Below are 22210 nucleotides of genomic sequence, written 5' to 3'. Positions count from 1 at the left end.
GCGGTGTGCTCCCGGGCCCGTTGCGGCGGTGGCCCTAAACGGGCGTGCAGAACGGGTTTGCGGGGGCTGGCACCGGACGTGCCACCCGCCCCGTCCGGACTTTCGAAAAACGGGAGGCGCGGATGAAGGTGCTGGTTACGGGGGGAACGGGCGTGGTGGGGAAGGCGGCGGTCGACCACCTGCTCAAGGCGGGGCACACGGTGCGCCTGCTGTCGCGCGGCGCGGCCGACGACGTGCGCCAGTGGGCGTCGGGGGTGGAGCCGCACGCGGGAAGCGTGTCGTCCGACGAGGCGGTGGCGGGGGCGGCCGAGGGATGCGACGCGGTGCTGCACGTGGCGGGAATCGTGGCCGAAAGCCCGCCCGAGGTCACCTTCCAGGCGGTGAACGTCGACGGCACGCGCCGGCTGGCGCGCGAGGCCCGGCGGGCGGGGGTGCGCCGCTTCGTCTACGTGTCGTCGCTTGGCGCCGACACGGGCGAGTCAGGCTATCACCGCTCCAAGTACCAGGCGGAGCTGGCGGTGCGGGAGGAGGCTCCACCGGGGTGGCTGATCGTGCGCCCCGGCAACGTGTACGGCCCGGGCGACGAGGTGGTGTCGCTGCTGCTGAAGATGGTGCGCACCCTGCCCGTCATTCCGCTCGTCGGCAGCGGCGACCACCCCTTCCAGCCGGTGTGGGTGGACGACCTGGGGCTGGCGCTGGCCCGGGCGGTGGAGCGGAGCGAGCCGGTGGGGACGGCGGTGGACCTGGCCGGCCCCGAGGTCACCAGCATGCGCGAGCTGATCCAGCTGATGAGCCGCATCACCCAGCGCAGCCCGGTGATGGTGCCGGTGCCCGAGTTCCTGGCCAAGACGGGAACGCAGGCCATGGAAACGCTGGGCTTCGACTTTCCCATCAACAACGACCAGATCACCATGCTGCTGGAGGGCAACGTGCTGCCCCCCGGCGCCTCCAACGCGCTGACCGACGTCTTCGGCGTCACCCCCACGCCTTTGGGTGAGGGCTTAAGCAAGCTGGCCGACGCGCTTCCCGAGGCGCTGCCCTCGGAGGGCACGGGGAGCCTTCACCGCCAGCGCTACTGGGCCGACATCCAGGGCAGCCACATGACGGCGGACCAGGTGTTCGAGATGGTGAGGACACAGCTGGGCTCGCTGGCGCCGGACTCGCTGATGAAGGTGGGGGTGGAGCCGGGTACGGCGAAGCCCATCGAGGAGGGCGCCACGCTCACGATCTCCATCCCCCTGCGCGGCCACATCCAGGTGCGCTGCGAGGAGATCGCCGACAACACCATCACCATGGTCACGCTGGAAGGGCATCCGCTCTCGGGTGCCATCCGCTTCGACGTCGCGGAGCCCGCGCCGGGGATCATCCGCTTCGAGGTGCGGAGCTTCACGCGGTCGTCGGACCTGCTGGACCTGGTGGGAATGCGCACCTTCGGCAAGGTGGCCCAGCGCGCCACCTGGCGGTCCGTGGTCGACTCCGTCCTCACCCGCAGCGGCGGGCACGCACCCCAGGGGGTGCAGGAAGAGGAGACCACGCTCACGGGCAAGGACGCCGAGGACGTCGAGAACTGGGTGGAGGAAGTGGTGATGAGGTTCCGCCGCGAGCACTCGCCGCACGGCGCGGCCGACGGCGCAGACGGTCGGTAACAGGCTCGCGCAGCGGGGAGGCGGAGCCTCGACAGAAAACAGCCAGGTTCGGTGTATCCGCTGCTGCTGGGCACCACGCCCGGTGTGCGGCGGATCCCTCAGTCGCTGCGGTCTACGGTGTCAGGTCCAGGCTCGCCGTGGCCGCTTCTTCGGGATGACAGGAAACGACAGCGGGGGGGACGGCACGATCGCCGTCCCCCCCGCCTCTGCTTCCACCGCGGTCAGCGATACAGCCTGTACCGCGCCCGCTTCTGCTCCCACGCCTGCAGCTCCTCTCGCCAGCGGGCCTGGATCAGCCGCGGGTCTTCGCCGCGGTCGAAGGCCGCGCGCGCCCAGGTGCTGCCGATCATCTGCGTGAACCCCGTGTTCATGATGCGGAAGCGCTCCGGGTTCTGCCGCTTGGCTTCCGTCAGCAGCACCAGCGTGGTGAAGACGGGCTGAAAGGCGCGGCGGTCCGTCACCTGGATGCGCAGCGAGGTGAACGCCGTGTCGCGATAGGTGGTGTAGACGGCAGGGTCCTTCGTGGGGCGGATTTCCGTCGGGACCAGGCGGACGCCCGGCAGATCGTAGTGCGCCACCGCCTGCAGCAGCCGGTTCGCGTCCAGCCACGGCGCGCCGAAGTAGTGGAAGGGCTCGTCCGTCCCGCGCCCCGCGTGCACGTTGGTCGCCTCCGCCAGCACCAGCCCGGAATAGATGAGCTCCGCCGTCACCGAGCGGATGTTGGGGCTCGGCCGCACGAAGGGAAGCCCCGTCTGGTCGAAGAACGCGTCGGGTCGCCACCCCTCCGCCGGGACCACGTGGAGGTCCACCCCCAGGTTGGCGTCGCCGTTGTAGTAGCGCGCCACCTCGCCCACCGTCATCCCGTGGCGCAGCGGCGTGGGATAGTAGCCGGTGATCACCTGCGTGACGGTCTTCACGTCCATGTGCATCACCGGCCCCTCGGAGACGTCGGTGATGGGGTTGGGGCGGTCCAGCACCACGAAGGGGATGCGGTGCCTGGCCGCCTCTTCCATGGCCATCGCCATCGTCCAGACGAAGGTGTACGGCCGCGCGCCGATGTCCTGGATGTCGAACACCAGCACCTCTACCCCCTGCAGCTCCTCGGCGGTGGGGCGCTGCGTGCGGTCGTACAGGGAAAAGACGGGAACGCCGGTGCGGGCGTCGCGGCCGGCGGTCACCGTTTCGCCGGCTTCCAGGTCGCCGCGGATGCCGTGCTCGGGGCCGAACAGCGCCACCAGGTTCACCCCGCTGCGCCGCAGGAAGTCGGCGGCGTGCTCGCCCCCGCGCGTGACGGCGCTCTGGTTGGTGATCAGCCCCACCCGCTTTCCGGCCAGCAGGTGCATGGAGTCGCGCACCAGCACCTCCAGCCCGGGCACAACCTGGGCGCGGGGCTCGGGGCCGCCGCCGGTCCGCCCGCCGGCGGCCGCGGCCTGGCAGCCGGCCAGGGAAACGCCCAGCGCCACGAGCAGCGCCGGGATGCGGGAAAGTGAAAGGGCGTGTGGCATTCGGATCCCGTTCGCGAAAGAGGGCCGTCCACCACCGGCGGCGGATGGCACGGTACACGCATCGGCGCGGGAGCATGTTCCCGCGCGTCGGCAGGCCGCCCCGACGCTGCGAAAGGCGGGCCATCGGCAGAACGTGACGGGGGATCGATGACGGTTGGGGGAGGACAGGGGTGAGCGAAACGTTCCGCCCGGCGCGCCCGGATGAGATCGACGACGTGGCCCGGCTGGAGGCGCACAGCTTTCCCGCGCCGGACCGGGGCCACGAATGGTGGGAAGACTTCCTTCTGAACGGCCCGCACGGCGGGATCGAGGCGCTGTGGGCGGCCGAGGAGCGCGGCCGCCTGGTGGGCGCCTGCCAACTCCTGTGGATGCGCCAGTGGATCGGCGGCGTTTCGATGCCGGTGATGGGGCTGGGCTCGGTGGCCATCGCCCCCACGCACCGCAAGCGGGGCCTGGCCACGCGCCTGCTGATCGCCGGGTTCGAGCACGCCCGCGAGCGCGGCGACGTGGGATCGGTGCTGTACCCGTTCCGCGCCTCGTTCTACGAGGGCCTGGGCTACGGCCTGGCGGGCGAGGCGCACCAGTACCAGGTGCCGCCGTCGCTGCTCCCCGACGACAAGCAGGAGCGCATGCGAGTGCGGATGGTGGACGGCGAGGACGACGAGGCTGCCATGCGCGCCATCTACCGCGAAGCCGCGCAGCGCCTGCAGACGGGCCAGCTGGACCGCACGGAGCGCAACTGGCGGCAGAGCTGGAAGCGCGACGACCTGGCGGCCGTGCTGTACTGGGGCGAGAGCGGCGAGGCCGAGGGCTACGCCATCGTGCGCTACCGGGCGGACCTGCCCATCGACCGCCGCTTCATCGAGCTCGAGGAGCGGGTGTGGCTGTCGCTGCCGGCGCAGCGCGGCATCTACGCCTGGCTGTCCAGCCTGGGCGACCAGTGGCGCGAGGTGGTGTACCGCGCCCACCCGGAAGAGGGCTTCGGCGACCGGCTGAGCGAGCCGCGGCTGCCCCTTCTCTCCGCGCCCAGCTGGGGCCTCTGGTTCCCCAGCGCCACCCTGCTGCGCGGGCCGATGTTCCGGGTGCTGGACGTTCCCGCCGCGCTGGCCCTGCGGCAGCTGGCGGGGAACTGCGACATGACGCTGGTGCTGGAGGTGCAGGACGAGCAGATCCCGGAAAATCGGGGGCCGTGGCGGGTGCACCTGGACGGGCGCCGCATGGAGGTGGAACCGTACACGGGAGGGCACGTAGACGCCACCATGCGGCTGCCGGTGGATACGCTGTCGCGCATCTTCATCGGCGCGATCGCCCCGTGGCAGGCGGTGGCCGGCGGCCTGGCCACCATCGACCGGCCGGCGGTCATCCAGCGGCTGGACCAGGCCCTGGCCGTGCCCAAGCCGTGGATGTTCGACCGGTTCTGACGAGGGCGGCGGGTTAGGGAAGAGGGATTCTAAGAAGCAACCGGTTTCGGCACGGGCCGGGGGTCACGCGAGCAATGGGGGAGGCGAGATGCGGGGACAGACGTGGGGGCGGCGGACGGCCGCGTTGACGACGGTGATGCTGGCGTTCGCCATGGCGGCGTGCGGCGGCGGTGGTGGAGACCAGAAGGCGCAGGGGCCGGCGGATGACGACGCCCCGGCGGGCAACTTCAAGACGTTCACGGGCCACGCCCCGGGGGGCAGCCTGATCGTGCTGGCCGAGGGCGACCCCGACGACCTGAACCCGCTGACCTACGACAGCAACACCGCGTATCAGCTGGTGCACCTGATGTTCCGCGCACTGGGCCGGCGCGACAGCACGCTGGTCAGCTACACGCCCGACCTGCTGCAGGGGTGGGAGCAGCCCGACAGCGCCACCGTGCTGCTGAAGGTGCGGCCCGGCCTCAAGTGGCACGACGGCCGGCCGGTGACGGCGACCGACGTGGTCTTCACCATCGAGCGGCAGAAGGACCCCAAGACCGCATCGCCCCGCACGGCCGACGTGGCGGGCGTGGAGACCGTGCGGGCCACGGACAGCATGACGGTGGAGGTGAAGCTCAACCGCACGGGACCGTCCACCCTGAACGCGCTGCTGGAGGTGGTGCCCGTTCCCCGGCACCTGCTGGAGTCCGTGGCGCCCGAGGCGCTGCGCCACGCGCCGTTCAGCAGCAACCCGGTGGGCAACGGGCTGTTCCGCTTCGGCACCTGGCAAAAGGGGCAGCAGGTGACGGTGGTGGCCAACGAGGATGCCCCGGAGGGCCGGCCCGCGCTGGATCGCATCGTCGTCCGCAACGTTCCCGAGCCCACGGCCCGGCTGACGGAGCTGATGAACGGCAACGCCGACCTGGCGAAGATCCCGGCGCACCAGTACAAGGAGCTGCAGAACGCCCGCGGCCTGCAGCTTCACACCGCCGCGCAGGTTCGGCCGGCGTGGATCACCTGGAACGTCAACCGGCCGCCGGTGAACGACCCCGCCGTGCGCCGCGCCATCCTGATGGGCGTCAACCGGCAGGGGCTGGTCTCGGGGCTGTTCGGCGAGAAGGGCTCGCCCGCGATGTCCGTCATTCCGCCCAAGCTGAGCCCCGGCGGCAGCGCCCGGCCCATTCCGTATGACGTCAACGGCGCCAGGCAGCTGCTGGCCCAGGCGGGGTGGGTAGACACCAATCGGGACGGCATCGTCGAAAAGAACGGCCAGCCGCTGCGCGTGGAGGTGGAGTTCAGCAGCTCCGACCCCATCCGCGGCGACATGCTGATCGCCATGCAGGCGCAGCTGAAGCAGATCGGGGTAGACCTGGCCCCGCGGCAGTACGAGCGCACCACCTGGGTGGAGCGGCTGCGCGGGCGCAACTTCACCGGCTCGTTCTGGGGCTGGGGATGGGGGCCGGGGGTGATGGGCCCCAACGCCGAGATGGTGTTCCACTCGCGGTCCATTCCGCCCAAGGGCGCCAACTTCGCGGGGTACAGCAATCCCCGGACGGACGCGCTGATCGACAGCATCCTGGCGCAGAACGACAAGGCGCAGGCGCAGGGGCTGTGGCAGCGGCTCGAGCAGCAGCTGATCGACGACGCGGCGTACGCGCCCATCTTTTTGGACCCGGAGTTCTACGCGGCCAACGAGCGGTTCGGCAACGTGAAGTTCCGCGGCCCCGAGTGGTGGGAAGACGTGATCTACTGGCACATTCCGGCCAACCGCCGCCTGCCGCGCGACCGCGCGCGGGGGTAAGACCCCCCTCTCCCGGCCCGTCCCCCGCAAACTGCGCGGGAGAGAGGGGGCGCGCTTCGGCTGTGATCGCCTGATCGACAGAAAGCGGCCCTCCTCCACATCGGTGGAGGAGGGCCGCGTCTTTAATTTAACGGTCGTGGCCGAGATTACCGGGAGACCCTGGCCGCGATGGACTCCGGCACCAGCTCCGGGTTCCGGAAGCCGTGCTTCTTGTTCAGGTAGTACTCGGCGATCTGCGCCGCGAGGGGGGCCGCGGCGCCCGAGCCGCTGTCGCCGAACTCCACGATCACGGCGATCACCACCTCGGCCTTGCCGCCGCGCGGGCCGGCGAAGCCCGTGAACCAGGCGTGGTCCTTGGTGGGGTCGGCCGAGTTCTGCGACGTGCCCGTCTTGCCGTACAGCTTGAAGCGCCGCAGTTCCACCGCGTGCGCGGTGCCGCCCGCCTCGATCACGGCGGCCAGCCCCTGCCACAGCGAGCCCAGCGTTTCTCCGCTGACGCCCAGGTCCGTTTCCACCGGCGCGTCGCTGCCCATCAGCATGTGCGGCCGCCGTGCGACGCCCCCGCCGGCAAGGGCAGAGTAGAACTGCGCCATGCGCAGCGGCGTCTGCGAGTTGGGGCCCTGCCCGATGGCGAGGTTCATGACCTCGCTGGGGGGCGGGCGCCAGCCGAAGCGGCGGACGTACCAGTCGCGCCCGCTGGGAAAGGTGCCCACGCGCTCGCCCGGAAGGTCCACGCCCGTGGCCCGGCTGAAGCCCAGCCGCGTCCCGGCGCTCGTCAGGTTCTCCAGCCCCAGGCGGATTCCCAGCTGGTAGAAGTACACGTTGCACGAGTTGGCGATGGCCCGCGTAAGGTCCTGCGGGCCGTGCCCCTCGCGCTTCATGCAGCGCGAGTAGCGCCCGGCGTACGCCATGCCGCCCACGCAGGGGATGGGCATCACGTCCGCCGGCTTCATGACTCCGCGCTCCAGCGCGGCGATTGCCGTCGCCAGCTTCCAGGTGCTGGCCGGGGGATAGGTGCCCGCCAGGGCGCGGTTCAGCATGGGGCGCGCGGGGTCCTCGTTCAGCAGCGCCCAGTCCGTACCCGACACGCCGCCCACGAACAGGTTGGGGTCGTACGCGGGCGCCGAGTACATGGCCAGGATCTCGCCCGTGGACGGCACCATGGCCACCACGGCGCCCCGCATTCCCTCCGGAAAGATCTGGTGGGCGTAGCGCTGAAGATCCAGGTCCAGGGTGAGCTTCAGGTCCTTCCCCGGCTCGGGCGGGTCCGACACGGTGGGGGCAAAGCGGCCCAGCACCCGTCCGCGCGCGTCCACCTCCACGTACTGCGCGCCCATGGTGCCGCCCAGGTCCGCCTCGTACTGCCGCTCGATCCCCGTCTTGCCGATGTGCTGGCCCTGGCGATAGCCCTGGAACTCCTTGCTCTGCAGCTCGCGGTCGTTGATCTCCAGCACGTAGCCCACCACGTGCGCCACCGCCGGGCCCGCCGGGTAGCGGCGCACGGGGTAGGGCTGAAGCACCAGGCCCTGGATGCGCCCGTTGCGCTCCTCGAGCTTGGACACCTGCTCGAAGGTGAGCAGCCGCGACACCATCACCGGCTTTCCCCGGCTGGTGGCCGAGGCGCGCACGGCGCCCTCGATGGTGGCGGTGTCCAGGCGAAGGAGCCCGGCCACGGCCGACACGCGGGCGCGCACCGAATCGGCCGGGCCCGGCTCCACCAGGAGCGCGTAGCCCGTCACCGTTTCGGCGACGATCTTTCCGTTGCGGTCGAAGACGGTGCCACGGGGCGCGGCGATGGGAACGACGTCGAAGCGGTTGTCGTCGGCGCGAAGCAGGAACTCGTTGTTCCGCAGGATCTGCGTGCGGAAGAACGCCGACCCCAGCAGCCCCAGCGCGAAGACGCAGAAAAGGATGCCGGTCAGCGCGCGCTGGCGGCGGGAATGGGGGTGAAACGGGTCCGCGGGGCGGACGGAGAATTCCTGGAAGCGTGACATCCGGGAGAACCGGCAGAAACCACTGTGAGGGGACGGTGTAAACTTATATCGACTAACGCGTTCGCGCCAGTCGGAACCCTCGGCTCCCCGGGGTGTCTGATCGTCGCCGGGCAACGGCGCGCAGTGCGTCCCTTGCGCGGCGGCGCGCGGGCGGTATCTTATGCGCTTACATTACCCGCGCCAGATTCGCGCATCCGCCGCGGCCTCCAGGCCCGCACCATGACGGCCTTTCGTCCGCGCGGAACCCAACCCGACACGTGAGGGCAGCTTCCTTTCCATCCGGCGATCCCGCCGGCGGGCCCTGCGTGTCAGCAAAAAAGCAAACCAGAACCACCGCATGAGCCTCTCCACCCAGCCGACCGCCGCGGCGCGTCCCGCCGCCGCGTCCCAGCCCGCGGACGGCATCCTCGAAGTGCTTCCCAGCGGCAGCGGCTTCCTGCGCACCGCCGTGCACGGCTACCAGGCCGCCGACGGGGACGTCTTCGTTTCGCAGTCCGTCATCCGGCGCCTGGGGCTGCGCACCGGCGACCGGGTGCAGGGCACCACGGGCACCCCGCCCGGGCGCGGCAAGAGCTCGCCCCTGGACGAGGTGGTCACGGTCAACGGGCTGGATCCCGCCCTGGCCCGCGGCCGGGTGGATTTCGGCAGCCTGCCGGCGTCGTACCCCGACGAGCGGCTGAAGCTGGAGATCGTGGAAGAGGCGCCCGCCGGCCGCGGCCGCCGCGACTACACCAACCGCATCATCGACCTGATCTCGCCGCTGGGCAAAGGGCAGCGCGCGCTGATCGTGGCCCCCGCCAAGGCAGGCAAGACCACGGTGCTGCAGGCCATCATGCGCGGCGTGCACACCAACTATCCCGACGCGGCGCTGATGGTGCTGCTGGTGGACGAGCGGCCGGAAGAAGTCACCGAAATGCAGATGCTGGGCATCGGCGAGGTGATCGCGAGCTCGTTCGATTGCCCGGCCGAGCGGCACGTGGCGGTGGCCGAGATGGTGCTGGAGCACGCGCGGCGCCTGGTGGAAAGCGGCCGCGACGTGGTGATCGTGCTCGACTCGCTGACCCGCCTGGCGCGCGCCTACAACACCAGCGAGCGCGGCACGGGCCGCATGCTTTCGGGCGGCATCGACAGCGGCGCGCTGGAAAAGCCCAAGCGCTTCTTCGGCAGCGCGCGCAAGGTGCGGGGCGGCACCGGCAGCCTTACCATCATCGCCACGGCGCTGATCGACACGGGCAGCCGTGGCGACGAGGTGATCTTCGAGGAGTTCAAGGGCACGGGCAACAGCGAAATCGTGCTCGACCGCACGCTGGCCGACAAGCGCATCTACCCGGCCATCGACATCGAGAAGAGCGCCACCCGCCGGGAGGAGATGCTGTTTCCGCCCGAGCACCTGGACAAGATCTTCCAGCTTCGGCGCGCGCTTCACTCGCTGAACCCCGAAGACGCGATCAACCTGCTGACCAAGCAGATGAACGACACGCGCAGCAACGACGAGCTCCTCGGCCGCCTGCGCTGACGCACGGTCGATCAACAGAAGAGGGCGGCGATCCTGAACGGGTCGCCGCCCTCCTGTCTTTTCGCCTTCTCCGCTTTTACCGCTGTCTCACACGGAGGGCACGGAGTACACGGAGGAACTGCGGAGGGCACTTCCTACTTCCTCTGTGCCCTCCGTGTCCTCCGTGTGAGGCCTTCTTTCTTCAGTCGTCCGCCGGGATCACGCCGCAGGCGATCCGCGCGCCCGAGTTGCCGCTAGGGTCGGTGACCTGGTCGTCGGCGCTGGCGTGGATCACCAGCGCGGTGCCGCCCGGCTTGCGCAGCGAGTTGGCCGCGCCCCCTTCCAGCGTGGTTCCGCGCGCGGTGCCGGTGAGCGAGCCCCGCCGGTTGGCGTCCACCACCAGGTTGGGCAGGTCGCCCGCGTGCGGCCCCTGTGGGTTCTGCAGCCCGTGCTGCTTTCCCGCCGGGTTCAGGTGCCCGCCCGCGCTGGTGAAGTCCGGCAGGTCGCACCGCCCCGCCTGGTGAAGGTGCACGCCATGCGTTCCCGGCGGCAGCCCGTTGACGCTCAGCGTGACCTGCACTCCGTCCGTCCCCGGCCGCAGCAGCGCCGTGCCCACCGTCGCGCCGTCGGCGCCGCGCACGGTGATGGTGTGCACGTCCGCCGCCATCCCGCCCCCGCCCATCCCGGCGCAGCCGGCCAGGAGCGCGAGGGCGAACAGGGCGAATGGCGTTCTCACCGCGCCTCCCCGTGCGAGCCCGCCACGCCGGCACTGGCCTGCGCGGCCGGGGCCGCCACCACGGCGCAGGCGATGCGCGCGCCGGAGTTGCCGCTGGGGTCGGTCCGCTGGTCGTCCGCGGCGGCGTGCACCACCAGCGCGGTGCCGTCCGCGTCGAACAGGGGCAGCGTCCCGGGCCGCCATGCCGCGGCGACCACCGCCTCCATGTGACCCTCGCGGTTGGAGCCCACGGTAAGGTTCGGAAGGTCGCCCAAGTGCGGGCCTCGCGGGTTGCGCGTCCCGTGCTGGTTGTTGGTGGGGTTCAGGTGCGGCCCCGCCGTGGTGAAGTCCGGTTCGTCGCATCGGCCCACCGCGTGAAGGTGCGTCCCGTGCGTCCCCGCCGCCACGCCCGTGGCGTGCACCATCACGTGCGTGGAATCGCCCCGCTCCGTCAGCGCCACCGTGCCCACCTGCGTGCCGCGCGTATCGTAGAGCGGTGCCGTGAAGGTGCGCGGAACCGCGGCCGGCCCCGCCTCCTGCGCCGCCGGCCCGCACGCCCCCAGCATGACCGCCGCGGCGGCCAGCACGTATCCGTTCCTCGTCATCCTCGTCCCCCATCGGCCAGTTGAAATCCTCGTTCCGCGCCCTCCGACGCCGCCGCGCCGGGAAGCAAGGATCGTGCGTCCCGCGATCTACTAAAAAACTAGTTGACACGATGTGGCGCTGCCTTTATCATCTACTACGACTTTAGTAGAAAGGAGTGGCTGGCGTGGAAATCAGCTTTACAGAGCGTGAGCTGGACGTGATGGGAGTGCTGTGGGACACCGGCGGCGCCACCGTCGCCGAGGTCCGCGAGCGCCTTCACGACGACCTTGCCTACACTACGGTGCTCACCGTCCTGCGCACGCTGGAGGAGAAGGGGCACGTGGGCCACACGGAAGAGGGCAAGGCGCACCGCTACCACCCGCTGGTGGAACGTCAGGATGCCGGCACCAGCGCGCTCAAGCGCATGCTGCGCAAGCTGTTCAAGAACTCGCCCGAGCTGCTGCTGACCCAGCTGGTGTCGGACCGCGACCTGTCGGATGGCGAGCTGCGGCGGATGAAGCAGATGCTGGACGAACGCCTGGAAAAGGAGGCGCCGTGATGGTGCACTGGATGGCGTACTGCCTGGCGATCGGCGCACTGCTCTCCGCCGCCGCCCTGGCGATGGAGGCCGCCCTGCGGGCCTTTCGCCGGCCGGCCCGGTGGGTGTGGGCTGCCGCGCTGGCGCTTTCCATCGGCATCCCCGCCGCTGTCCGCTGGGTTCCGCGCGCCGCCGAGCCGGCCGCTTCCACGCTCGCCGGGGCGGCTCCACTGGCCAGCGGCACGGCGTCCATCGCGCCCGCGGCTCCGGTGGCCGCCGCACGCCCACGGATCGATCTCCACGCGCTGGACCGGCCTCTCATTGTGGGCTGGGCGGGACTGTCGATCGGGGTCGCGCTGGCCTGGCTCGCCGCCTGGGGCGCGCTGCAGTGGCGGCGGCGGTCATGGCGGGAGCGGAAGGTCGATGGCGTGCGCGTCCTGGTCTCCGCCGACACCGGGCCCGCCGTGGTCGGATGGATCCGCGGCAGGATCGTGCTTCCCGAGTGGGTGGTGCGGGACGCCAACCCGTCCGTCCGCCGCATGATCCTGCAGCACGAGACCGAGCACCTGGTCGCGGGCGATCCCCGGATGCTGGCCCTCGCGCTGGTCTGCGTCGCCTTGGTGCCGTGGAGCCCGGCCGCGTGGTGGCAGCTGCGGCGGCTGCGCCTGGCGATGGAGGTGGATTGCGATGCGCGCGTCCTGGCGCGGCGGGCGGACGTTCGGACGTACGGCGAGCTGCTGCTGGAGGTGGGGCGCCGCGGGGCGGGAATTCGCCTGCCTAGTGCGGCGATGTCGGAACCGAGAAGCTTTCTGGAGAGGAGAATCCGAATGATCACGAAGACCAATCCCCCCCGTCGGTTCCGAACGGCTCTCACGGGCGCCCTGCTGTTCGTCGCAGCCCTGGGGGCCACGGCCGCCGTTCCCCTCCCCGCAGGTCCCGTGGTCCGGGCGCTGAATGCGGCCGCCGCTCCGGTACGGGGCGACACGGTGCCGGCCAGGATGACGAACTCGTATGAAGTGCAGCGCGCGTTCAACAACCTGGTGCTTCGGCCCGCCCAGGCCCGCGGCGACTCGGGTTCAGTTTCGGTGGAAATCCATGTCACGGCGATGGGCGGGGTGAGCGAGACGGTGGTCACCGGCAGCTCCGATCCGCGCTACGCCGCGCCCGCGCGCCAGGTACTGGCCCGGGCTCGGTTTCGCCCCGCGACGGTGAACGGTGAAGCCGTACCCGCGTCCGTCACCATGACTTTCTGGTTCGGCTCGGAGGTCACGCTGCGCGAGGGCGACACCGAAGGCGGCGTTCAGCCGGCCCGTGCAGCGGACCCCGCGCACCTTTCGGCGCACGACGCGCTGGAACGCTACTATCCCGGCGTGCTCGAGCACGGCCCCGGCCAGGAGGGCTACTTCGTGTTCATCCTTTCGCCCCAGGGGCAGGTGATCGCCCACTCCCGCTCCGCCGCTCCCGCCGTACCCCAGAACCCGTGGGAGACCGACGCGGTGCGGGCGCTCCTCGAACGGTCGGGATTGCACCGCGACCAGATGCAGAACTCGATGAGTGTATCGCGGATCGGCGGCACCGACCTGGGGCCGGTGCCTATCCAGATGATCCTGCTTCGGGTAAAGGGGCCGGCCCCTTCACCCGGCGCGGCGGGCGCAACCAACTGAGCGCCGTAGCGGGCATTCAGCGGGGCTAACGAGAATCGGCGGATTGCCGGCGGTGAAGATGATGGAGGCGCGAGGGGGGAAATGATGCTCCGCGCGCCTCTTTACGCTTCTTGCAGGTGCGTGCAAGTGGCTCCGTAGATCACGGAAGTGCGATCTGTCCTCCTGAGGCCCAAGCGCGCAAACTCGCCCGCGGATCAGGCCTCGCGGGCCGAAGGATCTAGCGGAGGACACTTCTCAACCTGGGCGCGGCAGCGGTCACCACATCCACGGACGCGTCTCGATTTGCGGTGGCGCATGCCCGCGGTGGCCCCTCCCCCGGCCCCTCCCCCGGCAAACAGCGCCGGGAGAGGGGAGACTTCGATCGGGGTTCGATTGGCTGCGGCGCATGCCTCGGGAGCCCCCTCTCCCGGCCTCTCCCCCGCAAACAGCGCGGGAGAGAGGTGCACTTCCTACGGGGTTCGACTGGCTGCGGCGCATGCTGCGGGAGCCCCCTCCCCCCGGCCCCCGGTCCCCGCTTCGCAGGGGAGGGGGAGACCTGAACTGCGCTTCGGCTGGCCTCGCGCACTCGACTGGCTCCCTTCCCCCGCGCAGTTTGCGGGGGAAGGGCTGGGGATGGGGGGCGCCGGCCCGTGCACCAAGGGCTTGGATGCGCGTCCGCACTGGTGTGTATCCCCTCTCCCACGCTGTTTGTGGGAGAGGGTCGCACGCGTGTCAGCGCGGCCGGGTGAGGGCCCCACGGCAGCCGAGGCCTCGGCTACAGTGACCGCTGCCGCGCCCGGGCTGGTACGTTTCCGCGATAAGATCCTTCGGCCCGCGACGGTTGTGCTGCGAGCAGGTGTCGCGCGTCTGGGCCTCTGGATGACAGCGGTTCGGCCCCAGCGGAGTCGAGGGTGCCGCGGCGGATGGCGCGCCCTATATTGTATTCATCCTTCCCATCGCAGCTCCCGCGCGAGGCCGCACGCCGCCGCCCCGCGCCTTTTCATCCACAGGAGAGACGCAACCCATGCGACGTACCCTGTCCGCGGCGCTCGTGGGCGTGGTGGCCGCCGCCGGCGCGCTGAGCGCCCAGGAGCAGCCACACGCGTTTCGCGGCGCCACCCTCCTTCCCATCGCCGGCCAGCCGATCCAGAACGGCGTGCTGGTGGTGCAGGGCGGAAAGATCACCGCCATCGGCGGCGCCGACACGCCCATCCCCGCGGGCGCCGTAGTCCATGACGCCACCGGCAAGACCATCATGCCCGGGCTGGTGGACACGCACTCGCACATCGGCGGGGGTGACGGCGGCGACCGGTCGTCGCCCATGCATCCGTCCGTGCGGATCCTGGACGCCATCGACGCGCGCGACGACGGCATCCAGAAGGCGCAGGCGGGCGGCATCACCACCGTCAACGTGATGCCCGGCTCGGGCCTGCTGATGAGCGGCCAGACCGTGTACCTGAAGCTGCGCGACGGCAACGACATCTACGACCTGGCGTACTGCCGCGACGTGCTGCGCGACATCTGCGGCGGGATGAAGATGGCCAACGGCACCAACCCGCGCGGCGAGCCGCCGCATCCCGGCACGCGCGCGCGCGCCGCGTCCATGATGCGCGAACGGTTCGTCCGCGCGCAGGAGTACCGCGACAAGGCGCGCCGTGCCGGCGGGCTCGACAAGGTGACGCCGCGCGACCTGGAGATGGAGGGGCTCGTGGAGGTGCTCGACGGGCGCCGCACGGTGCACTTTCACACCCACCGCGCCGACGACATCCTCACCGCGCTGCGGCTGGCCCAGGAGTTCGGGTTCCGCATCGTGCTCCACCACGTCAGCGAGGCGTGGAAGGTGGCCGACGACATCGCGCGTTCGGGCGCGGCCTCGTCCATCATCGTCGTCGATGCGCCGGGTGGTAAGCTGGAGGCCATCGACACCCGCTACGAGAACGGCGTGGCGCTGGAGCGCGCGGGCGCGCCGGTGGCCTTTCACACGGACGATGGCATCACCGACAGCCGCTGGTTCCTGCGCCAGGCGGGGCTGGGCGTGCGCGCGGGGATGTCGCGCGAGCGGGCGCTGGAGGCCATGACCATCGCCGGGGCCCGGATGCTGGGGCTGCAGGACCGCGTGGGCACGCTGGAGCGCGGCAAGGATGCCGATTTCGTGGTCCTTTCCGGCGATCCCTTCTCCGTCTACACCCGCGTGGAGCAGACGTGGGTGGAGGGGAGCAAGGTGTTCGATTTCGGGGATGCGAACGACCGCATGTACGCCGTGGGCGGCTTCGGCGTGTTCGGCGACGGCGCCGCGCACGCCCACGAAGGCGAGGAGGGCCACTGATGCGCAGGCTGACGATTCTCGCGGCCGCATCGGCGGCGATCGCGCTTCCGGTGCACGCCCAGGTGGCGGTGCGGGGCGAGACGGTGTACACCATGGCCGGCGCCGCCATCCGCGACGGCGTGGTGCTGATCGGCGCGAACGGAAAGATCGAGCGCGTGGGCCCCGCCTCCGAGGTGCAGGTGCCGGCGGGCTATCGCGTGCTCACCGGCCGCGTGGTGACGCCCGGGCTGGTGGATGCGCACTCCGTCATCGGCCTCGCCGGCGCGCTGGGGCAGGCGCACGACCAGGACCAGCTGGACCGCACGGAGGCGCTGCAGCCCGAGCTTCGCGCCATCGACGCCTACAACGCCCGCGACGAGCTGGTGTCGTGGCTGCGCGGCTTCGGCGTGACGACGGTGCACACGGGGCATGGGCCAGGCGCGCTGATCAGCGGGCAGACCATGATCGTCAAGACGCGCGGCGACGACGTGGGCGACGCACTGGTCGACACGGCGACGATGGTGGCGTTCACCCTGGGACCGTCCGTGGGCCAGAACTTCCGCAACGCCGGCACGCGGGCGCGCGGGATGGCGCTGGTGCGGACCGAGCTGATCCGGGCGCAGGAGTACGCCCGCAAGCAGCGCGCGGGCGATGCGCAGCCGCGCGACCTGGGGCACGAGATGCTGGGGCGCGTGCTGAACCGCGAGATGCCGGCGCTGGTCACCGCCAACCGCGTATCGGAAATCCTGGCGGCGCTGCGGCTGAAGGAGGAGTTCGGCTTGGACCTGGTGCTGGACGGCGCGGCCGAGTCGTACATGGTGATCGACGAGATCCGGCGGGCCGGCGTTCCCGTGATCATCCATCCGTCCATGGTGCGGCTGACGGGAGAAACGCAGAGCGCCACGCTGGAGACGGCGCGCCGCCTGCGCGAGGCGGGGATCACCGTGGCGCTGCAGAGCGGGTACGAGGGCTACGTGCCCAAGACGCGCGTGGTGCTGTTCGAGGCGGCCATCGCGGCGGCGAACGGCATGGCGTTCGAGGATGCCCTGCGGACCATCACCATCGACGCGGCGCGCGTCATTGGGCTCGGCGACCGCGTGGGTTCGCTGGAGCGCGGCAAGGATGGCGACGTGGCCGTGTTCGACGGCGACCCGTTCGAGTACACGTCCCACGTCTGCGCCGTCGTCATCGAGGGACAGGTGGTCAGCGAGACCTGCCGGTAACATCGGGTCTCACGCAGAGGCGCAGAGCCGCGGAGAGAGAACAGCGGGTTCTCTTCCTGCGTCTCTGCGCCTCCGCGTGATGCCTGCTTTTCAGGCGTACGTGGACGTTGCCCGGCAGGGTTCGACCGTGAGCGGAACCGGCTCGGTCGTGATCGACGCGGGGGCCAGTTCGGCGGCCGCGGCGGCGGAGAGCAGGTTGGGCTGTAGTGCCGGGCGGGCGAGGAAGTAGCCCTGTCCCGCCTCTACACCCAGGCTTCGCAGCGTCGCGAACTCCTCGCGGGTCTCGATTCCCTCGGCGATGACGACGCTGGACAGGGCGCTTCCCATCACCACCAGCGCCGAAACCGCCGCCCGCACGCCTCGCCTGCTGTCCACGTCCTGCACCAGCGAGCGGTCGATCTTCAGGTACTCGGGCTCCACCTCCGCCACGATCCGCAGGTCCGAGTGGCCGGAGCCCACGTCGTCGATCGCCAGGGCGAACCCGGCGGCGCGCCAGGCCCGAATGCCCGCGCGCAGCCGGCCCCAATCGCTCACCCCGTGCCCCTCGGTGATCTCCACCACGATGGACGATGGACGCATTCCCGCGCCGGCCGCGGCGACCTCGATGAAGTCGACGTTCTCGCGGCGGCAGATTTCGTCCACGCACAGGTTCAGGAACAGCTTTCCACGCGATTCGCCACACACGGCCGACGAGCGGTTGATCGCGACCGCGCAGCACAGGCGCTCCAGCGACGACGTTCGCCCCTGCCGGCGCGCTTCGCCGAACAATCGGTCCGCGAGGGCGAACTCGCCTTCCACGCCCCGGCTCAACGCCTCGCAGCCGAGGACGGCGCCGTCGTCCAGGCGGAAGATCGACTGGAAGCTGGTGCGTACGGCCCGAGTCTCGATCACGTGGTCCAGGGTCATCTCGTCCCTCGCTTGCATCGGGGATCCCCCGCGGCTGTCCTGGCGCCGACCGTGGATTGCTGTAGATGCAGAAAGGACGCCTGTGGGGACTGCAACGTCACATCCGCTTATCTGCTACCTGACCGTGTAGGAGGCGCAGGCGATTTATCGGACGAAAGCGGAGGGGCACCCGGCCTTCGGGTGCCCCTCCTCGTCTGCTGCGCTCCGCGATTCCGGCCGGCCGATCACGGCTCGGTGTCGTATCGCTTCTTGGACCCGGTCGTAACGTCTACGAGGTGCATCACCTCGCGCGCGCGGCGCAGTGCTGCCTGGGTGGCCTGCCACAGTGCCCCCGCACGCGTCGATTCGTTGGCGGCCTCCGCCGGCTTGGGACGCTCAGCCGGTGCGGCGCGCCGGGGCGCGGGGGCGGCGCTCGGTTCGAGCACGGCCGTTCCCAAGGCGGCGCCGACGAACTCGCCGGACATGAGCCACGTGCGGAGCGTGTCGTCGTCCACCTCTTCCCAGCGATCGGGAATGGGGTGAAGGCGTCGGCGCTCGCCGTCGGACTCGAAGCTGAGCCAGCCGCCGGCGTACCGGGCACGCACCTCGGCCTTGGAGCGCGGCCGCGTGTCCCACACCTGCCAGCGGCTGCCTGCCGCATCGATGAATTCCCTGTGAGCCATTCCGCAAACGATCCTGTACGAGAAGCCATCATCATGGGCGGCGGCCCAGGCCGCGCCGAATCCATAAATCTAACGGGAAGCAACGGCGCCCGGTATGGCAGCCCGGAGATGACGGAGGCCCCGCCCGGCACGTTGCCAGGCAGGGCCTCGGTCCTCTCGGCGGGCGGGACCGTCAGCGTCGCCGTGTGACGGTCCAGGAGCAGACGATGCCGATTGCCCGCGGATTGCAGTGTCTCGCCCCGCTTGGCCGCCGCGGTTACGTTGGTGCACTTCGCGACCGTGGTTCCCGTGGTCACCTCATCTGAAGACGTGAAGATGAAAGCACGAATCCTGGCCCTTGCACTGGCGATCAGCGCCCTGTTCTCGACGCCCGCGCACGCGTGGGACGAGCTGGGGCACCGCGTGGTGGCGCAGATCGCGTGGGAGAACATGACGCCCGCCGCGCGCGCCCGGGCCATCCAGATCCTGCGCGCCGCCCCGCCGCGGTCTGGAATCGCCGCGCTGCGGCCGACGATGGGCACCGAGGCCGAGCGCGACCGAGAGTGGTTCACCTGGGCCGCCGTGTGGCCCGACCTGATCCGCGACCGCGACCATCCGGGCTTCGTCTACGCGCATTCCGACTGGCACTACGTCAACCTCTTCTGGGAAGTGGGCCCCAACGGCCAGCCGCGCGACCGGCCCGACATCCCCCGGGCGGGGCTACTGATCGACCAGGTGCAGCGGATTTCGGGAACGCTGGGGAGCGCGGCCGTGCCGGACTCGTCCAAGGCGGTGGACCTGGCCTGGGCGCTTCACCTGATCGGCGACGGACACCAGCCGATGCACAACAACGCGCGCATCACCGCCCAGGACCCGGAGGGCGACCGCGGCGCCAACTCGTTCCGGCTGGCGGGGCCGTATCCGTACAGCAACCTCCACGCGTACTGGGACGGATTGGTGGGCATCGCCCTGCCGTGGCGGCCCACCGACCGCACCGAGGCGGAATACGTGTCGAGCGTCACCGAGCGGATCACCGGCCGGCACCCGATCGGGCCCCTGCGGAGCCGCCTGCTCCCGGGCCAGTACGAGGCGTGGTCGCGCGAGGGGTTCCAGATCGCCAAAACCGCCTATCCGTCGTGGCTGCAGCGCAACCAGCGTCCGCCGGCGCGCTACCGCCCGTTCGCCTGGCAGAAGGCAGAGCCTCGCATCGCCATCGCGGGCTATCGCCTGGCCAACTACCTGAACGGCACGCTGGGTTCCTGATCCACCGCTCCTGAAACGGGCGCCCGGAGCCGCTTTCGCAGGTCCGGGCGCGAGAAGGAACACTGCGGCGCTACGTAACTGGAGCGATCCGATAGGGCAACGGATGGGCATTGATGCTCACCTGATTCCCCTTTCGGATCGCTCCCATTTTTTTTCTTGCCGATCGGCTGTTCACGATGTACGCTTTGGGCCGATTCTCGCCCATAGCTCCGGAGCCGCCGATGCACAGAATGGCCATCCCAATCGCCCTGCTCATCCTCGCCCTGCCCGCCACTCCCGCGGAAGCGCAACGCAGTCGTCCAGCAGCCGATGTTCGTCAGGTCGTGCAGCAGGTCGCGACGGCGGAAGCCGCCTATCGAGCGGCCCATGGCAGGTACACGGCGTCGCTGCGGGAACTGGGGATCGAGCGGACGCGGAGCGTGGACGTACGCGTCATTGCGGAGGGAGCGCGGGGCTTCTCCGTCGTGGCGGTGGGCGCCGACGAGGAATGCGCGGTGTTCCACGGCACCGCGCGACCGCCACGGACGTACGCCCGCACCGCCGCCCGCGTCGCCTGCCGGTCGCGACGGGGCGGTCGGTAAAAGAACAAAGGAAGGCCTCACACGGAGGGCACGGAGGGCACAGAGGAGGGGCACGAGCCCTCCACCGTTCCTCCGTGTACTCCGTGCTCTCCGTGTGAGACGCAGTTCGTCACAGATGGGTACGGGCTTCAGAGTGGGGGCGAGCACGGTGCGCTTCGGCGAGTGTGTGGCGGATCCCTCGGTCGCTGCGGGCTTTGGGGGTAAGGCGAGGTGGAGCGTGGCCGCTCCGTCGGGATGACAATCGGCAGCGGCGTGCGTGAGCGGCGGGTTCACTCGCTCACGCGACGGGGTGACGCACGATGTCTTGGATCATCCGTTCTTCGCGGACTCCGCCTCGGCCTCGGCTTCCGCCGCCGCTTCGTTGGCTTCGGCGACCACGGCCGGGTCCGCGCCCGGGGCCTCGCCATGGTCCGGCGCCCGCGGAACCATCAGCGTCAGCCGGTGGCGGCCGATGGCGTACTCGAAGCGGCGGCCCGTCAGCGGCTCGCCGTCGGCGTTCACCGTCATTTCCTCGGGCGATTCCACCACCAGCGACGTCACCTTCCGGTAGGTGACCTTGTCGTGGCTCACGTGCTTGCCCGCGCGCACCAGCGGCGCCAGGCGCACCAGGTCCAGGTGATTCATCCCCTGAACGATGCACACGTCCAGCAGGCAGTCCGAAGGATCCGCCGCGGCCGTCACCCAGTTGCCGCCCCCCGTTCTCCACGCGTTCCCCACCGCGAACAGCAGAAACCCGCCCTCGTACACCACCTCGTCGCCGGATACGAACCGCGCGGTCGTATCCTTGAGCTGCACGAACTTCTTGACGCCGGTCACCAGGTACGCGATGGGCCCCAGCAGCCGCTTCAGCTCCTTCGACGCGTCGTCGGTCGCCTCGGCGCCCATGCCGCCAGTGGACACGTTCAGGAAGTAGCGCCCGTTCACACGCGCCACGTCCACCGTGTACTCCTCGCCGCTCGCGGCGTCCATCAGCGCGCCCTCGGGGTTGCCCGGGGCAATGCCCATTCCCCCCGCCAGGTCGTTGCCCGTCCCCAGCGGCACGATCCCCAGGTTCGGAAGCGCCGCGTCGGGCGTCGTGTCCTCGCGGTCGGCGATCCACTCGTACAAGCCGTTCACCACCTCGTTGATGGTGCCGTCGCCGCCGCACGCCACCACCAGGTCCGCCCCGTACTCCGCCGACTTCCACGCGAACCGGTGCGCGTCGCCCTGCTCGAAGGTCACGCGCGGATGCACCACGTGCCCCTCGTCGCGCAGGCGCTGCACCCCCTGGCGCAGCGCCTGGACGGCGTCGGGCGAGGACGGGTTGATGATCAGGGCGATCTGCACGATTCGGCTCGTGATCAAAAGGATGAGGGATTACCGGGCCGGGAGGGCGGGGGAGCAAGAACTTCGCCAGCCACCGCCTCCGGTTCGGGAGATGTTCTCCTTGACCTGCGGAGGAACGCCATTAGCTTGTGGGCCAGAGTGGGATGTTGTGGGGGATTGTGGGGCAGCGTGGCAGGCCTTATCAGCGGAGCCCGGTGAACGGCTTTCTCGGGAGCTATCAGCACCAGATCGACGACAAGGGCCGGCTCAGCCTTCCCGCCCCGTTCCGACGGGAGGGGGGGGACGAGCCGATGGTCCTGGTGCACGCGTTTCCCGACGCCCTCACCCTGTATCCCCAGCGTACCTGGGCCGAAGTGGAGGCTCGCCTTCGCGAGATGCTGCGGCTGAACCCCCAGGCCCGCGCCTACGTGCTGAAGGTGACCGCCAACGCCGTGGAAGTGGTGCCCGACAAGCAGGGTCGCATCATGGTCCCCGCGCGGCTGCAGGAATCCGTCGGCATCGCGGGGCCCACGCTGATCGTGGGCGCCATCGACCGCATCGAGTTGTGGAACCCGGAGCGCTTCCAGGCCGCCACGGCCGAGCCCGTGGCCGAGGCCGAGCGCTTCACGCACCAGATCTTCGGCTGATCCCCCTCACCCCGTCG

18 protein-coding genes are annotated in these 22210 nt (G+C 70.5%); 11 read left to right on the top strand and 7 right to left on the bottom strand.

Going from position 1 to position 22210, the window contains the following annotated elements; translation table 11 throughout:
* Positions 1-122: 122 nt before the first annotated feature.
* Positions 123-1646, top strand: coding sequence for a DUF1990 family protein (locus VF632_RS26550; RefSeq protein ID WP_331025980.1), 1524 nt, complete (start codon positions 123-125; stop codon positions 1644-1646).
* 221 nt (positions 1647-1867) lie between these two features.
* Here the strand turns inward: VF632_RS26550 and VF632_RS26545 are convergent, their stop codons facing one another.
* Positions 1868-3151, bottom strand: a complete 1284-nt coding sequence (locus VF632_RS26545; protein ID WP_331025979.1) for a DUF1343 domain-containing protein — start codon at positions 3149-3151, stop codon at positions 1868-1870.
* Positions 3152-3321: 170 nt separating this feature from the next.
* On the opposite strand from VF632_RS26545, the gene VF632_RS26540 reads away from it, so the two are divergent.
* Positions 3322-4572 carry a GNAT family N-acetyltransferase gene (locus VF632_RS26540; protein WP_331025978.1) on the top strand — a complete coding sequence of 417 codons (1251 nt, stop codon included), beginning with the start codon at positions 3322-3324 and terminating at the stop codon, positions 4570-4572.
* Between the two features lie 88 nt (positions 4573-4660).
* The gene (locus VF632_RS26535; RefSeq protein WP_331025977.1) at positions 4661-6352 is read left to right on the top strand and encodes an ABC transporter substrate-binding protein; all 1692 of its coding nucleotides are present in this window, start codon (positions 4661-4663) and stop codon (positions 6350-6352) included.
* Positions 6353-6498: 146 nt separating this feature from the next.
* Here VF632_RS26535 and mrdA read toward each other — a convergent pair whose 3' ends face one another.
* The gene (mrdA, locus tag VF632_RS26530; RefSeq protein ID WP_331025976.1) at positions 6499-8346 is read right to left on the bottom strand and encodes a penicillin-binding protein 2; all 1848 of its coding nucleotides are present in this window, start codon (positions 8344-8346) and stop codon (positions 6499-6501) included.
* Positions 8347-8683: 337 nt separating this feature from the next.
* Between mrdA and rho the strand changes: the two genes are divergently transcribed.
* A complete protein-coding gene (gene rho / locus VF632_RS26525) occupies positions 8684-9862 on the top strand; it encodes a transcription termination factor Rho (protein WP_331025975.1) in 1179 nt (392 codons plus the stop codon).
* A gap of 181 nt (positions 9863-10043) precedes the next feature.
* Here rho and VF632_RS26520 read toward each other — a convergent pair whose 3' ends face one another.
* Positions 10044-10577 carry a superoxide dismutase family protein gene (locus tag VF632_RS26520; protein WP_331025974.1) on the bottom strand — a complete coding sequence of 178 codons (534 nt, stop codon included), beginning with the start codon at positions 10575-10577 and terminating at the stop codon, positions 10044-10046.
* A complete protein-coding gene (locus VF632_RS26515; protein ID WP_331025973.1) occupies positions 10574-11161 on the bottom strand; it encodes a superoxide dismutase family protein in 588 nt (195 codons plus the stop codon). The genes VF632_RS26520 and VF632_RS26515 overlap by 4 nt, the downstream gene beginning before the upstream one ends.
* A 164-nt stretch (positions 11162-11325) precedes the next feature.
* Between VF632_RS26515 and VF632_RS26510 the strand changes: the two genes are divergently transcribed.
* The 4 genes from VF632_RS26510 (at position 11326) to VF632_RS26495 (ending at position 16850) form a co-directional block, all read left to right on the top strand.
* On the top strand, positions 11326-11700 hold the full coding sequence (locus VF632_RS26510; RefSeq protein WP_331025972.1) for a BlaI/MecI/CopY family transcriptional regulator: 375 nt from the start codon (positions 11326-11328) through the stop codon (positions 11698-11700).
* Positions 11700-13343 carry a M56 family metallopeptidase gene (locus VF632_RS26505; protein WP_331026265.1) on the top strand — a complete coding sequence of 548 codons (1644 nt, stop codon included), beginning with the start codon at positions 11700-11702 and terminating at the stop codon, positions 13341-13343. Before VF632_RS26510 ends, VF632_RS26505 begins: the two co-directional genes overlap by 1 nt.
* Before the next feature lie 1003 nt (positions 13344-14346).
* The gene (locus VF632_RS26500) at positions 14347-15648 is read left to right on the top strand and encodes an amidohydrolase family protein (protein ID WP_331025971.1); all 1302 of its coding nucleotides are present in this window, start codon (positions 14347-14349) and stop codon (positions 15646-15648) included.
* Positions 15648-16850 (top strand): amidohydrolase family protein, encoded by a 1203-nt coding sequence (locus VF632_RS26495; protein WP_331025970.1) that lies wholly within the window; start codon positions 15648-15650, stop codon positions 16848-16850. The genes VF632_RS26500 and VF632_RS26495 overlap by 1 nt, the downstream gene beginning before the upstream one ends.
* 90 nt (positions 16851-16940) lie before the next feature.
* Here the strand turns inward: VF632_RS26495 and VF632_RS26490 are convergent, their stop codons facing one another.
* Positions 16941-17774 (bottom strand): EAL domain-containing protein, encoded by an 834-nt coding sequence (locus VF632_RS26490; RefSeq protein WP_331025969.1) that lies wholly within the window; start codon positions 17772-17774, stop codon positions 16941-16943.
* 206 nt (positions 17775-17980) lie between these two features.
* Positions 17981-18418, bottom strand: coding sequence for a hypothetical protein (locus VF632_RS26485; protein WP_331025968.1), 438 nt, complete (start codon positions 18416-18418; stop codon positions 17981-17983).
* A 315-nt stretch (positions 18419-18733) separates the two neighbouring features.
* Between VF632_RS26485 and VF632_RS26480 the strand changes: the two genes are divergently transcribed.
* Entirely contained in the window at positions 18734-19660 is a 927-nt protein-coding gene (locus VF632_RS26480) for a S1/P1 nuclease (RefSeq protein ID WP_331025967.1), read from the top strand.
* A gap of 221 nt (positions 19661-19881) precedes the next feature.
* Positions 19882-20241 carry a hypothetical protein gene (locus tag VF632_RS26475; RefSeq protein WP_331025966.1) on the top strand — a complete coding sequence of 120 codons (360 nt, stop codon included), beginning with the start codon at positions 19882-19884 and terminating at the stop codon, positions 20239-20241.
* A gap of 309 nt (positions 20242-20550) precedes the next feature.
* On the opposite strand, the gene VF632_RS26470 is transcribed toward VF632_RS26475, so the two are convergent.
* On the bottom strand, positions 20551-21567 hold the full coding sequence (locus VF632_RS26470) for a diacylglycerol kinase family protein (protein WP_331025965.1): 1017 nt from the start codon (positions 21565-21567) through the stop codon (positions 20551-20553).
* 194 nt (positions 21568-21761) lie between these two features.
* Between VF632_RS26470 and VF632_RS26465 the strand changes: the two genes are divergently transcribed.
* Positions 21762-22193: a division/cell wall cluster transcriptional repressor MraZ gene (locus VF632_RS26465; protein WP_331025964.1), complete on the top strand. Its 432-nt coding sequence runs from the start codon at positions 21762-21764 to the stop codon at positions 22191-22193.
* Positions 22194-22210 lie beyond the last annotated feature (17 nt).

It is taken from the genome of Longimicrobium sp. (assembly GCF_036388275.1).
Lineage (GTDB): Bacteria > Gemmatimonadota > Gemmatimonadetes > Longimicrobiales > Longimicrobiaceae > Longimicrobium.
Note: the sequence above shows the minus strand (reverse complement) of the source record. Positions and strands in the feature narration are given on the sequence as shown.